At 40.5% G+C, this 15,181-nt stretch carries 6 protein-coding genes; 5 read left to right on the top strand and 1 reads right to left on the bottom strand.

Going from position 1 to position 15,181, the window contains the following annotated elements; translation table 11 throughout:
• Nucleotides 1-80: 80 nt before the first annotated feature.
• Nucleotides 81-3,398, top strand: a complete 3,318-nt coding sequence (locus PLEUR7319_RS0129565; protein WP_019508847.1) for an exodeoxyribonuclease V subunit beta — start codon at nucleotides 81-83, stop codon at nucleotides 3,396-3,398.
• Nucleotides 3,399-3,433: 35 nt separating this feature from the next.
• Here PLEUR7319_RS0129565 and PLEUR7319_RS0129560 read toward each other — a convergent pair whose 3' ends face one another.
• Nucleotides 3,434-3,646 carry a DUF2555 domain-containing protein gene (locus tag PLEUR7319_RS0129560; protein ID WP_019508846.1) on the bottom strand — a complete coding sequence of 71 codons (213 nt, stop codon included), beginning with the start codon at nucleotides 3,644-3,646 and terminating at the stop codon, nucleotides 3,434-3,436.
• Nucleotides 3,647-4,605: 959 nt separating this feature from the next.
• Between PLEUR7319_RS0129560 and PLEUR7319_RS0129555 the strand changes: the two genes are divergently transcribed.
• The 4 genes from PLEUR7319_RS0129555 to PLEUR7319_RS37155 all read left to right on the top strand — a co-directional run bounded on the left by PLEUR7319_RS0129555 (nucleotide 4,606) and on the right by PLEUR7319_RS37155 (nucleotide 15,172).
• Entirely contained in the window at nucleotides 4,606-7,275 is a 2,670-nt protein-coding gene (locus tag PLEUR7319_RS0129555) for a hypothetical protein (RefSeq protein WP_158441890.1), read from the top strand.
• A gap of 103 nt (nucleotides 7,276-7,378) precedes the next feature.
• The gene (locus PLEUR7319_RS0129550; protein ID WP_019508844.1) at nucleotides 7,379-7,945 is read left to right on the top strand and encodes a DUF11 domain-containing protein; all 567 of its coding nucleotides are present in this window, start codon (nucleotides 7,379-7,381) and stop codon (nucleotides 7,943-7,945) included.
• A gap of 193 nt (nucleotides 7,946-8,138) precedes the next feature.
• Nucleotides 8,139-10,670: a DUF11 domain-containing protein gene (locus PLEUR7319_RS42300; protein ID WP_019508843.1), complete on the top strand. Its 2,532-nt coding sequence runs from the start codon at nucleotides 8,139-8,141 to the stop codon at nucleotides 10,668-10,670.
• A gap of 38 nt (nucleotides 10,671-10,708) precedes the next feature.
• Nucleotides 10,709-15,172 carry a hypothetical protein gene (locus PLEUR7319_RS37155; RefSeq protein ID WP_019508842.1) on the top strand — a complete coding sequence of 1,488 codons (4,464 nt, stop codon included), beginning with the start codon at nucleotides 10,709-10,711 and terminating at the stop codon, nucleotides 15,170-15,172.
• Nucleotides 15,173-15,181 lie beyond the last annotated feature (9 nt).

Raw genomic sequence — 15,181 nt, 5'->3', positions numbered from 1 at the left:
TTCATTACCGTACCAAAAAATAATGCTCGTAGCTATCAGCTATCAGCTATCAGCTATTAGCTTCCTAATTTCCAACCAGAATGACCAAAAATAGAAATACTAATCTAACTCTAGAACAACAAGCAGCAGCCTATGCACCTTGCAGTGTGGTGATTACTGCAGGAGCTGGTACTGGCAAGACTCATATGTTGGCAGAGAGATATCTTTATTATCTGCGGGAGAGAAATTTATCCCCTTTAGAGATAGTTGCCGTAACTTTTACCGAAAAAGCAGCTATAGAATTGCGATCGCGTATTAGGGCTTTAGTTAATCAGCAATTACCCCAACGCTTAGATCTGCTGGCGGAGTTAGAAGCTGCCCAAATTAGTACTATTCACGCCCTTGCCGGAAGGATATGTCAAGAACACTTTCAGGTACTTCAGATTCCTGCGGATTTTCAGGTATTAGATGATTTAGAGGGGCAAGTTTGGTTAGAAGATGCTTTACAAAAGGCTTTAACCAAATTACCTCAACAAGTTTTTCAAGCAGTCCCCTATTCTCTATTACAAGATGTGTTGAGGAGATTATTAGATGATCCTTACACTGCCGAGCAAGCATTACGTCAGGGCATTCAAGACTGGAGTAAATTAATTGCTAATGCTCGCACTCAAGCAGTAAAGTTAATAGTCAATGATCCAGTTTGGCAGTCTACGTGGGAAACATTAGACCAGCATCAAGGTAAAGAAGGAGATAAATTAGAGACAATTCGTCAGTCTGTATTAGAAGCAATGACAGATCTTGAAGAAGCAGAGAATATTGATCGGGCAATTACGATTATCGATCAAGTCAATCTCAGGGTAGGTAGCAAAAAGAATTGGCAAGATGATGGACTCAAGACAGTCAAAGATGCTTTGAAATCACTTCGAGAATCTGTCAGAAGAGTCATTAATCAAGGATTATTCGATCTGGAATTATGTAATGCTGATGAGAAGCTAGAATTAATGCTTCCTGCTCTAACTGAAGCCTATCAGGAAGTAACTGGATATCTCAGTCATCTCAAGCTACAGAGAAAAGTACTTACCTTTAATGATTTAGAAATATATGCATTGCAAGCTCTAGCTAAAGTTCAGGTGCAAGAATATTATCGCCAGCGATGGCAAGTATTCTTAGTAGACGAATTTCAAGACACAAACCCCACCCAAGCAGAATTACTCAACACCTTAACTGCCAAAGCAGAATTAACTATTGTCGGGGATATTAAACAGTCAATTTATGGCTTTCGACGGGCGGATATTCGCGTTTTTGAACAGTTTCGCCGTCGTATTTTAGCCAATAACGGTAAAGAAGTTATTTTAAGTACCAGCTTTCGCACCCATCAAACTTTAATTAGCCTTTTCAATCAAATCTTTGCACCTTTACTAGCAGAAAAACATCAGGATTTAACTGCTTATCGTCAGGAAACTCCTATTCAGGAGCAAGCAGGTGAGATTTTCCACTATTTGCAAGTATTAACTATTGGCGATCGCTTCTTGAAGCAGTCGCTCATGGGGGTTTCCCCCAAGACCGCGCTGCTTCGCTTCAAACAAGAAGGAGAAGATAAATCCTCTAAACCTAATAAAGCTCAGCGTCAACGAGTGGAAGCATATTGCTTGGCAGAAAAAATCAAGCAAATGTTAGATAACAAGACTCCCGTATTTGATAAGCAAACCAGACGAACTCGCCCCATGGAACCAAAGGACATTGCCATCCTAACTCGGACTTGGCAGCCCCTGGAAATGTATAGCGAAGCGTTGGCTGCGGTGGGTATTCCTGTCGCCCCTGCGGGAGGAGGAAATTTATTAGCTACTAGAGAAGCCAAGGATGCCAGTGCGCTATTAAGGTTTTTAGCTAATCCAAGAGATGATATCGCCTTGGTGGCAGTATTGCGAAGTCCCTTTTTTGCCATTAGCGATCGCCTTTTGTTTCAAGTACGGAACTCATTTAAGCAATCGGATCGGGATTCTGAAGATAATTGCTGGTGGGATGAACTGAAAACAGCTCAGTTTCCCGAATTAAAGCATTCGATCCAAGTATTACAACAGCTATTAAAACAGCGTCAGTCAGAAACACCATCTCGTATTATTCAGATTGCCGATCGCCTTACAGGGTATACAGCGGTAATTGCTAACTTGGCTGGTGCAGCTAGAAGACTAGCTGACTGGCAAGGTTTTCAGCAGCTAGTTAAAAATTTGGAACAGGGGACATACGATTTATTTGGAGTAGTGCGTCGCCTCAAACGTTTATATGACCAAGAAGTAGCTGTATCACGCCCTGTATTGGCAGTAACTAATGCTGTATCTCTGATGACTATCTTTGCGGCTAAGGGTTTAGAGTGGTCTTTGGTTATAGTGGCAGATTTAAGTAAAGAACGTCCTAAATTATCTCCCTCAGTACGTTTTGATGCTCAATTAGGTGTGGCAATTAAAAGTAAAGATTACTCTGGAGAAATGCAAAAACCAGTGTTGTATAGCTGGTTAGAATACCTACAGGAACAGAAGGAAAGAGAAGAAGCAGTTAGAGTATTATACGTGGCCTTAACCAGAGCTAGAGATTATCTAATCTTAAGTGCTGCCGAACCCTACAAGGGTGAATTAAACCGCCTCCAGCGTGGTTTAACTGCTGCCAAAATCTCTTCTAATACTATTCCCTACAATGACAACAAAGCTCTGCCCCCTACCCCACAAACGTCTCCTATTCCTGAACATCTCCCACCCCTATTACTTAATTCCGTAGGTTCAGGATTATCGGAACTACCTGTCACTGCTTTAACCGATTATGCCCGATGTCCCCAACGGTTTAAACTTCGTCTAATTGATGGACATCCAGGTCTAGGGGAAGGGTTAGCTTATGGGATGCAGATTGGGACTTTAGTGCATAAAGCTCTTGAACATAACTTGACTCAAGCTCAAGATTTACTACCCTTCGCTGAAGGAGATTGGTCAGCAGAAGTTTTTACGGAGGCGATCTCCCTAGCCCAAAGATTCTTTCACCTGCCAATGTATCAACACTTTCGCCAGACAGCAGTAGCCAAAGAACAGCAAATAAGCTTGAAACTTGGTCATATAACTTTTAATGGGGTAATCGATCTCGTCGGTAATAATTGGGTACTAGATTACAAAAGCGATCGCCAGGTACAACCCGCAGATCATCGTTTCCAACTTGGGGTATATGCCCAAGCTTTAGGTCATAACAATGCACATATCGCTTATCTCCGTCACGATTACATACATAGCTTTAGCAGAGATGAATTAATTGCGATCGCTCAAGAAACTACCATTCTTGCCCAAAAAATCCATGCAGGAGATTACACTGCTACTCCGACAATGGTAAAATGCGCCATCTGTCCCTATATTGCCTTCTGCGACGATGCCATGATCTAAAATTGCCAATTATCCATTGTCAATTGTCAATAAAATCACTCTTCATCAAAAGACTCAATATCTAGTAAGTGAATATACGGCTCAACTAATTCCTCTCGCTGAAACGCGATCGCCCGAAGCAAATGCCAATCTTCTAAGGCTGCAAAAGGAGTATCATATTCATCCTGTTCCAAACGACTAGCAATAGTAGCTACCTCCTCTGCCGTCATTTGAGCAATATCTTGTTTCATCAACTTTAAAGTAGTCATTTAGTTCCATCCCCCAATTAACCAAATCCGCTTAAAGCCACACCAAAATTCTAACTCAAATAACCTTGGTTTTGGTTAGTTATATTACAAAGTCAATATTTTATAAGTCAAAATCAAAAGACTTTTTTATTCAAAAGCTTTTAAGTTATCAGCTATCAGCTATCAGCTATCAGTTTTTTGGGTTTTGCGCCAAGCAGATGATATTTAATAGCTACGCAGGAGGTTAACCAAGAATTAGAATTTACAAGCTTTAAAAGATAAATATTAAGTAAAAACTCTTATAAAATTACAATTCAAAATGCCATCAAACTTGTTTTGGTATGTTCTGTAATGACATTAGAATCATTGTTATTCTATTTTTCTTACTTATTATTCTCCTCATAAATCAATTAATTAAAGACTATTCATCCTGGTTAATTTGCGTAGATTCTCTAATGACGTTTATAAACTACTTATGTTTAATAATATATGTGTATTTTATAGATTTTTCCCTATAGTTGCCATTAGATTCTAGTATGTTAAATATTTATAATTACACCTCAGAATCTAGTAATTATATGACTACCAAAAAAATACAACAATCAATGATCTCGTTAGTTTTTTGTACAACAGAATTCATGACTTAAGATTGATTCTTCTATTTCTAGTTTTATAAAAGTACTAATTGAGTGCCTAAACTTTGAGTTTTTGGTACTGAGTAAATAGGTTTTAAGTGAATTGAAATAGTCGTTAAGACCAATTTTTTTGGGAATAAATATACCAGAAAAATATTTCAAAATAAACACTTATTTCTCGATCTAATTATTTTAAAAATTAAAAATGCCACAAAACACAAATTCTATCGGGTTTTTAGAGTGATTGCTATTTCCCTCGTAATTCTATTTATTACTAACAAAAATCAACACTATCAGCTAACTATCTTATGAATCAAACTTATGAATCAAAATAGTTTAACCAGAATGAAATACTATTCCCCATTAATTGCTGCTGCCTTAGCAACAGCCAGTCTATTTCGCTTCTCCCTTCCAGTATTTGCAGTCGGAACTAGTGCAGGATTAGAACTAAAAAACACTGCTACTGCTACCTATGAAAATGAAGACGGTAGCTCTACATTTGAAGCCATCTCCAACGATGTAACAGTTACAGTCGGGAAAATCGCAGGTATCACCAACGTTCCTAGTGGTTTTGTAAACGAAACCAACAGCACTGGGACCGTTAACGCTGGAAACACGATCAGTTTCGATTTTTTAATTACCAATACAGGTAATGATACAACGGATATTTTTATTCCAGATGTTGCCGATATTGGGCTATCCTCGAACTTGACTATTTTACCTGGTACATCAGCTATCCAATACAGAAACAATATCCCCAATACTCCCACAACCAATTTCACTGATCGACCTTCTACCGGTCTTGTTCCTAATGTTGTAGAAGATGGCTCAATTATTGTTCGAGTTAGGGTTATTATCGATAGTGGAGCCAGTGATGGTGATACTATTAGCGTTACTCTGGGTGATACTGGTCTGAATGATAACGGGATAGATACTCAAAACCAACCTGACAATAATGGTGCTGCCGATCCCCAAAATAAAGATGTTCGTACAGTAACCGCAGCTGACACTAGTACTGATGTTGATGGAGATCCTGTTAACGGACAAAGAGAAGCTAGTGCCAAACACGAATTAACAGTTGGTTCCAATCCACTTGCCTTTACAAGAATTGAGAAGACTAATACTGGAGTGGTGGAACCTGGTACAGACCCAAGTAACTTAAATGATGATGTAATTACCTACAATCTAGAGTTAGATGTCGCAGACGACATCGATCCCCAGATAGCTGCCTATAAATCTCTTAATCCTTCTTTTAACTTCAACGCAGCAGACTTAGAAGGTCGTAATTATAATGATGCGGCTAATCCTGGTAACTTTAATGGAATTGGAGATCAAAGTAACTTGATCTTAATTTCTGACGTTATACCTGTAAATACAACATTAGATACTAGTCCCATCATATCCCCTGCTAATTGGACACCAGTCTTTACAGATGACCCCCTTACTACAGCAGCGGAAAAAGCGCAATGGGAGGCTAATATTGCTAGTTTAACGAATCCTGTCACCAGAATAGGTTGGGTATATGATGCTGGTGGGAATGGAGTGATCGCAGCTGGCAGTACCACAACTGGCTTTAGCTTTAAGGTTGTCACTAGTGGCTTAAATAATACAGCTGCCAGTATCTACAATATGTCTCAGGTCTTTGGTAGTACGGATGATGGAGCTGCTGGAGCAGGTGGTGCCATCACTTTTGATGAATCTGGTGACCAAAACCCGAATAACTTTAATGACGATGGTACTCCTGGTCCTGATGAATCTGTTGCGGATGGCGGTAATTTTGGATTTGCCAACCCTGGCACTAATGAAGATAATGTAGACACAGCTGGAGACAACACCGCAACTGGTTCTGATGCTGGTGAGGTCAATAAAATTACCGTAGCATTACCCCCTACACCATCAAATCTACTGAATGGACCTGATGGTAACGCGGGTGCTACTGGAGATATTTTGAATGTCCCTACTCCTGATGATAACCATGATTTCCAAAATAAAGGGGCATCCACTCCGCCTATAACTGCTGGCACTAATCAAGCTACAACTTTCAACCCTGTTGCTGTCGACTTTAACAACACGATTGAAAACTCTCTCACAACTGCACTAACCAACGTTATTATTGAGCCTGTAAGTCCCGCAGATTTAAATCTTAGTGGAACTGCGGGTGATTTGCCCAATAATACTCGAGTCACAATTACTTATCAAGTTGGTGCAACTATCAATACTGCTGTATATGACTATAATGGTACTATCTTTACTCTGAACACTACTATCCCTGGTAGTGCTCAAATTGTTATCCCCAACATCAATGGTGGTGGAACAGCAAATTATTCAGTGTCAGTTGATCTTCCTGCCACAGCTTTATCTACTAGTGAAGTTACTCCTGGGGGAGCAAATGTTGGGGGTTATCCTGTTCCGATCGCTGCCTATGTGGATGATGATGGTACTCCTGGTTTAGCTGATACAGATACCTACAACGTTACTTTCAACCAAGTTTATCTTGGCTATCTCAAGCTAGAGAAGCAGGCTCGAATTTTAAGAAGGGATAATTTAGAAGATCCTACATCTACTAACTACTCTCCAGTAGCAGGAATGGGCTTTAATGACCCCAATGGAGATAAATTCCCAATTCCTGGAGACAGAATTGAATATCAAGTCACCTTCACTAATATCTCTGAGCCTCAAGGAGCTGGAAACGGAAATGTAACTCTTCGTGCTGATGATATCTTCATTGCTGAGGATGGTACTCTCGGTGACAATAATTGGGCGGAAGATTCAGATACTCCTAATGACCTGATGGACACTCTAAATGTACCTAGTAGTGCTGCGATTTCTGGTATCGGTGCAGGAGTAAGTACTAATATTACCTTCCAGAATGCTGGTGCAGTTGTGACGACTACAGACCAGATATTGACTAAATATGAAGCTAACATTGCAGAGTTAAATCCAGGAGAGAGTGGAATTTTCACTTTCCAACGTAAAGTGACGGAACAATATGACATTGAGACGTTGATTCCATAGAAAAACTGGGTCTTTAGATATTAGGTTTCCCTATCTATAGCCCAGAGGATTTAGATCGGTATTCACCATAGCACTCGTCAGGTAAATATTTCAGGTAAAAATAATGATCAAACGTCTACACAAACTATTAGGGGTAGGTACTTTAGGGCTAGCGATGATGCTGCCACTGCTCAGTAATCTACCAGCCGTAGCAGGTCTTCCTAATCCAGTGAAGATTATTACTCAAGCTGCCCAACGCCCTCAAGTAATTCTTAATTTAGCCGTAGCCAAAAAGATGATTAAAGTTACGGTAGATGGCAAAAAACAAGTTAATTGGCAGCAATTGGAAGATCAAGCACCAGTGGCTCCTGGAGACATTTTGCGCTATACAATTACAGGCGAAAATACGGGGGATAGTGCTGCCAATAATCTGGCAGTTACTCAGCCCATTCCTGACCAAATGACCTATAAGCTTAATTCTGCTAAGAGCAAGAACGATGCAGACATTACTTATAGTGTCGATCAGGGTGAAACCTTTGTCGCTCAACCAAAGATCAAGATTACTCAAGAAGATGGCACAGTCGTAGAGCGTGAAGCTCCTCCAGAAGCTTATACCCATATCCGTTGGCAGTTTCCCGCCGTAACTCCAGAAGCGGGTGCTACTGCTATGTATCAGGTTCGAGTTCAGTAATTTTTGGGCTTGGGGATTTAGCGGTTTTTTAGTACCTTTAAATCCTTCAAGTTTAGGGGTGCTAGGAGAGATCGTTATCAAGAGCATTAATCGAGAGATCCCCCTAAATCCCCCTTATGCAAGGGGGACTTTGAAAAGTTCAGTATTAATTCAGCCAATAGTATCGGCTGTGGTTTGAATTGAGAAAATAATTGTGTCTAAATTTTGGTTGACAACCATATCAAAATCCAGTCAAAAAGTTCAAACTATTTCAGTCACTATTTTGTTCCTGGCTGGTTTTATTCCTATTGGTAATCACCAAGTGTTTGCTCAAACAATTTTAAGTTGCAATTTAGCCAGTAAAGGTCAGGAAATTATAAATAAGGCGATCGCTGATTATGAACAACCAGATGATTCTAATAATAAAAGGACTATTGTTTCTAATACGCTCAGTTTAAATAGTATTGCTGGTCAAGATACTCAATTAATTCAAATTTCCAATCAAGGGGTAGAGGATGAAACTGGTAGGTTGGTCAGTGCTTTAGGAGTAATTGTCAGTGGTTTAGTTGACCTATTCCAACAACAGGGCTTAAACGCTGAAGAATCTAATGCTGCTAGTCTGACAACTATTGCTGAATGGGCAGCTTTGCCCGCAGATTCCTCCTCGGCAACGGTTGCCACAGCGATTAAACAAAAATTAATTGCGGCGATCGCCAGTGAGCAGCAAGCAATTATTGCACAAATCCCAGATTCTGAGTTATTAACCGCCCTGGCAGGATTGCAAGAGTCTAGTTTACAAGAATTAGGACTATCTGAACAGGAAATCAAAACTGCTAGCCAATCAAAACTTACTCCTCAAGCTGATAGCAGCTTTTTGGTTCAGATTCAAGATGCAACTAAATCAGCAGCAAACAGTATTTCTAGACCAGAAGCTAAAGTCATACTCATCGAGGCTCAAGCACAGTCAGAATTAGAACTAGAGAATATTCGCCAAGGCAATCAAACTACTCTTGCTCCCGGAAGTCAACTGCGCTATAAATTTCGCCTGGCTAATCAGAGTGATCGGGTAATTGGTATCGAGTTACCAAATGTGCAAACGATTACTGACAATGGCTTAACTGGTTCAGGAAAAGTTACGGCAATTAATTATCGTTTAACAACTGCCAAACCAGAAGATAGTAAGACTATTACTGATATCCCTCAAGTTGCTTCTATTCCTGGAGGTCAATCCCTAGAATTAGAGATTCAAGTTGAAGTGGGAGAAGTCTCCGAGCAAGAAATCTCAGCTATTGGCATCGATATACAAACCGATTGCAGCGATCGCAATACGGTTCAATCTGTAAATCTATTACCGCCAATAACCTTCGATAATAACGAGTTAATTGACCCTAGAGGACAGATTAGTGGCTGTGCAGGGGAAATTCTGGCAGATTATCAGGGTTTTTCCGTTGCTTTGTATGATATCGATGCCAATGACTCCACAGAGAGCGAAGTTAGTCAACTTACAGACCTAACTACCACAGAATTACCAGATGATCCTAATAATAATGTTCCTCCAGGTCTAGAACCCAATATTGAAAATAGTAATCCCTTCTTTTTGACCAATAGCGATCAAGGTCAATATAGTTTTCTCTTCGATGAGAATGCAGGTCAGTTAGATCGAGGTAGAAATTATATTTTACTGGTCGATCCTGGAGAAGATTCTATCTATGACCAAAGAAGGATCAAAATCACCATTGGCGATCGCCTAGAAAGAGTAGTTGAATACACAGCTACTTCCTTAGATGGGAGACCAATTACAGCATTTGATAATCAAACCACCATCACTGGAGAAATTGTTTTAGTCGAAGATGCCGAAAGAGTGGGCTTAAACCTGGCAGTTCTTGACTTGTCCACTAATATTTGTGATGCCCAAGAAATTGACATTACTAAAACAGGCGATCGGGCTTCTGCTCAACCTGGAGATATTATTTTATATCGTTTGGCTATTCGTAATCTTGCTTCTGTCCCGATCACTAATTTTCAAATTATCGATACCTTGCCCGCAGGATTTCGCCTAGAGTCAGGGAGCGTAAGAGGAGAAACAAGTTCAGGATTAGTAACGATTGAATCGATTCAGAACAGCGATCGCCTGGTCAGTTTCACTGCCAATATTGCTTTACCTCCAGAAGGAGTTTTAAATCTGGTTTATGCTGCTCAAGTTACTCCAGATGCAGTTAGAGGTTCAGGGGAAAACTCAGCAATTGTTAACGCTCAACGTACAGATAATAATTTTGCCGTTAAGGATGGTCCCGCAATTCACAGTTTACGTCTCGACCCAGGCATTCTCGAAGATTCGGGAATTTTAATCGGACGGGTCTTTGTTGATAAAAACTTTGATGGCGAACAACAGTCTGGGGAGCCAGGAGTCCCCAACGCCGTTATTTATCTGGAAGATGGCAATCGGATTATTACCGATGCTGATGGCTTATTTTCTGTGACTAACTTGCTTCCTGGACATCATACAGGAATTCTCGATCTTACTACTATTCCTGAATATCGCCTTGCCCCCAATTTACGATTTAGCGAAAGTAACAGCACTTCTCGATTAGTAAATTTAGAGCCAGGTGGAATGGTACGTATGAACTTTGGTGTTACTCCCACTGCGAGTGGAAAAGATCAAGATTCGGAATCAAGACCTAAAAATCCATCCTCTACCCCCGAAAACCCAAAAGAGAACCACCAATCTGAACAATCTGAACGATAGATAAATTGCTTATGAATACGCTGTTAATCGATTAAACTATGAAACCCAAAATCAGCCTAAAAAACAACTTATCACTCAAGCTAGTTACTTTTTTGGCTGCCGTTTTTAGTACAGTTTTTTATACAGCGATCGGCAATGCTGCTACCAGACAGCAACCAAAAATTAAAACTTCCCAACTCAAATTATTTAAGCAACAGTATTTAATTGCTCAAACTTGGTCAAATCTTGATAGCGAACAGCTAAGTTTAGGCAATAGTAACCCACAGCCAAGTAATCTCCCTTCAGAAACCCTCATTGAGTCAGATGAACTATTAATTGATCCACTTGATCTTCAGCAACAGCAGTTAATAGCTCAAACTTGGTCAGATCTTGATAGCGAACAGCTAAGTTTAGGCACTAGTAGCCAGGAAAATAATTTGTCTTCAGACAGTATTTTGGAGCGAGACGAATTAATAAATATCCCAGGAGAATTAAATCAAGAACAACAGTTAGTTGCTCAAACCTGGACAAATATTGAATCAGAACAATTGAGCCTTGCTGAACCAAGCGATCGCCTGAGAGCAATTACAACTCCCACAGAAATAAACACAGAACCAAAACCCCAATCAAAACCAATAATTAACCCTCCAGATAAAAGAGAAATTGCAGCTCGATTGACTTTACAAAAAGTACAAATTATTGCTCCTGCACCTGGAGTAATACTCGACAAAAACCATAATGACAGTGTGACGATTCAATATCCTCCCTCCACATCTGTCAAGCTCAAAGTTAATGGGGCAGAACTAGATGAGTCTTTAGTTACCCAACAACAACAAGACTCAAGACGGAATCTAATTACTAAAACTTGGAAAGGAGCAGATTTACGCAACGGAGCAAATACCCTAAGTTTAATTGCTAGCAAAGATGGCATCAAGACCAGAACTACCCAGGAGGTAATGGTGAAGGATACATCTGCTTTAGCCAGGTCAGAGGAAAATTCTGAATCATCACCTTCTAGTGATAACTCCCAAAATTCCAGTGATTCTGATTCTGAAGTAGAAATTACAAAACCCTCAAATAACCCTCCCAATTCAGCGGATATTGTTCAGCCCGAATCAAAACCCCTAAATGAGAATAAACCTCAACCAAATGCTAAAGGGAAATCAAAAAAACAATCAGTAAAAATTCTCAACCCAACTGCTAATTCGGTACTAGATACGATCCATAGCAGTGTCATTATTCAGTATCCAAAATCTGCCTCAGTTATTTTGCAAGTAAATGGTAAGTCGGTTGACTCAGCTCAAGTAGGACGTACCTTAGTAAATCCTGTCTCCCATGAAGTTACTCAAACTTGGTACGGGGTAATTTTTGCCACTGGAGTTAATACTCTTAGTGTTTTATCCACCACAGATGGAGTTAATTACTCTGAAACATCGATTCAAGTTACTGTTCCTGGTAGACCAGAAGCTCTCAAAGTGGAAACGGTAGAGGCGGAAATTCCTGCGGATGGCAGAGCGATCGCGACGGTCAAAGGTCGATTTGTCGATCAGTTTGGTACTACTACCCCCTGGAATGAAATCATCACTCTCCATAGCAGTGGGGGCAAATTTATTGGTACTGATCTGGAACCAGACATACCAGGGTTTCAGGTACAACCAGAAAAAGGCGAATTTACTGCTGCTCTACAGGCTAGCTACAATGCCAAGACAGTCAGAATTCGGGCTAAATCTAACCGACTAGAAGGTTATACCCAAACCAAGTTTAAGACTACTTTGCGCGAACAACCTCTCTTAACAGGTTTTGCCAATATCCGTATTGGAGCTAGAGGAACTGACTATTATGATAGTTTTCGTGATTTCTTGCCTTTGGATGAAGACAATAATGCAGAAATAGATTTAGATTCAGCGGCTTTTATTTCAGGTAGCTTTCGGAGATGGAGTTATACAGGAGCATTTAATAGCGATCGCCCTCTCAATGATGATAATGAGGGAGAAAATCGTCTGTTTCGCACTTATGCCGATTCGGAACAAGATTATCCTGTTTTAGGAGATAGCTCCAGCACAGAAGTAACAACCCCTTCCATTGATAATGTTTATTTTCGTTTAGAGCGTAATCCTCTGGTAGAGTTTGCCGATCCTGACTATTTCATGTGGGGTGATTATCGAACCGAAGAATTTAACACTGAAGCTCAAGAATTTAGTGCCATTTCTCGCCAGCTACATGGATTCAAATCTAACTACAATCTGGGTAATTTCCAATTTAATGCCTTATATGCCAACAATACTGAAGGATTCCAAAGAGATGCGATCTCCCCTGATGGCACATCTGGTTTTTACTTTCTGTCTCGTCGTTTGCTAGTTCCTGGCTCAGAAGACATATATATTGAACTCTCTCCTCTCAACGATCCTGGTAATGTAGTCAGTCGTCAACGTCTCAGCCTAGGTACAGACTACGAAATCAACTATGATCGGGGAACTTTATTATTTAACGACCCCCTACTAAGGACTGAAATTGCTCCCAATGGCGATATTTTAGTTCGTCGCATTGTTGCCACCTATCAATTTGAGTCTGAAGCCAGGGATTCAACTCTGCTGGCTGGTAGAGGACGCTATCATTTCGACCGTGACCTGGAAAATCCTATTTGGCTAGGAGCAACATATCTCAACGAACATCGAGGCGATCATGATTTTGAGCTGTGGGGTTTTGATAGTTATGTTTCTCTAGGAAATTGGGGCAATCTGATTGCAGAATATGCCCAGTCTGATAATCAGACTATATTTGCTAATGCGGATGGTTCTGCCTATCGCCTCGAAGGGGAGGTTAAATTTAGTAATAAAATTCGCGGTAGAGCTTATTATCGTGAAGCCGACGAGGGCTTTGCCAACAATGCCACCCTTAGCTTTATTCCTGGTCAGACTCGTTACGGAAGCCAGATCCAAGCGCAAGTTTCCGAGAGTACCGAATTACAGTTTAGCTACGAGCATCAGGATAACCAGGGAGTTGCGCCTCGACCCCTAGATGAATTAGAAGAATTTCTCGATAGTGGCTTTACTCCCGTTCCCGGTAATACTTTAGATAATAGTTTGACTACAATTACTGCAGGTGTTGAGCAAAAGATTGGTGAGGGGGATTTAGGAGTAGATGTCACTTGGCGCGATCGCAGCGATCGTAAATCTCCAGAGGCTTTAGACAGTACCTCTACTCAATTGCGATCGCGTTTCTCAATGCCAATTATTGATAAATTAAATTTTCATGCTCTTAATGATCTAACTCTATCCAACAATACTGATACTGTATTTTCTGATCGCATCGGTTTAGGTTTGGATTGGGAATTTTATTCAGGTTTAAGCCTCGTTTTAAATCATCAATGGTTTACTAGGGGCAATTTAGCAGGAGAGGCATTGACTAGCCTCGGACTTCAAGGAGAATATGAACCCTGGGCAAATGCCACCCTGACGGGTAGATATAGTCTGACTAATGGTGAAGACAGTATCAATAATATTGGTTCTATTGGTCTACAGCAAAAAGTAACTATTGCCTCTGGTCTAAACCTGGATTTTGATTATGAGCATACCTTTAGCGGTTTTGATAGCACCAGTTCGGGAAGACAATTTTCTCAACCTTTTGCCGTAGGGCAAGGAGCTTCATCTCTCGGTTTCAGTTCTGGCTCTACTTATGGTGTCGGTATTGAATATACAGATAATCCTAATTTTACTGCCAGTGCAAGATGGCAACACAGTGATAACTCCAGTGGAGGCAATACTGTTCTTTCAGCAGATGTTACAGGGAAATTATCCTCTGCACTAACTAGCCAGTTTACCTACAATCAAGCCAGTTCAGCTAACCAAGAATTTGATATCGGAACTTCGAGAAATCTTAGGTTAGGCTTAGCTTACCGCAATCCTCAACAAGATAAATTTAATGCTTTATTGCGTTACGAATACGAAGAAAATGGCGGAACTCTTCCTGAAACTATTTTGCTGGGTAAAGGAACAGGTTCTCAAGAACATCTCTTTGGTGTAGAAGCAATTTATGCCCCTAATTGGCGTTGGGAATTTTACGGTAAATATGCATTTCGACACAGTAAAACTTTTCTGGCCGATGATTTTGTGGGCAGCAGTAATATCTCCCTAGGACAGCTAAGAACTACCTATCGTCTGAACTACCACATGGATATAGTGGCTGAAGGTCGAATGATTTGGCAACCCTCGGCAGACTACACCGAATCAGGAGTATTACTAGAAGCTGGCTATTATGTCACCCCAGAATTAAGACTTGCCTTGGGTTACGTCTTTGGTAGTGCTGATGACGATGATTTTACTGGAACACGCTCCGCAGGAGGACCTTATGTAGGTATGACTATCAAACTAAATAGCCTACTAGATGGCTTTGGACAACATCGCGCTCCGTCTGTTCCCGAAGCAATTCCAAAAAAACAAAAGCCCAAGAAAAAGAAAACACATTCAGAAGTCAGAAGACAGGAGTCAGAAGACAGGAGTCAGAAGACAGGAGACAGGAGATAGAAGTCAGAA

The organism is Pleurocapsa sp. PCC 7319, assembly GCF_000332195.1.
Taxonomy (GTDB): Bacteria; Cyanobacteriota; Cyanobacteriia; order Cyanobacteriales; family Xenococcaceae; genus Waterburya.
The sequence above is the reverse complement of the archived record's forward strand: the minus strand, read 5'-3'. Positions and strand labels throughout refer to the sequence as shown.

What these genes read in the sequence shown, in the direction of transcription:
- PLEUR7319_RS0129565 (WP_019508847.1), top strand. Translation starts at nt 81, where the DNA reads ATGACCAAAAATAGAAATACTAATCTAACTCTAGAACAACAAGCAGCA.
- PLEUR7319_RS0129560 (WP_019508846.1), bottom strand. Translation starts at nt 3,646, where the DNA reads ATGACTACTTTAAAGTTGATGAAACAAGATATTGCTCAAATGACGGCA.
- PLEUR7319_RS0129555 (WP_158441890.1), top strand. Translation starts at nt 4,606, where the DNA reads ATGAAATACTATTCCCCATTAATTGCTGCTGCCTTAGCAACAGCCAGT.
- PLEUR7319_RS0129550 (WP_019508844.1), top strand. Translation starts at nt 7,379, where the DNA reads ATGATCAAACGTCTACACAAACTATTAGGGGTAGGTACTTTAGGGCTA.
- PLEUR7319_RS37155 (WP_019508842.1), top strand. Translation starts at nt 10,709, where the DNA reads ATGAAACCCAAAATCAGCCTAAAAAACAACTTATCACTCAAGCTAGTT.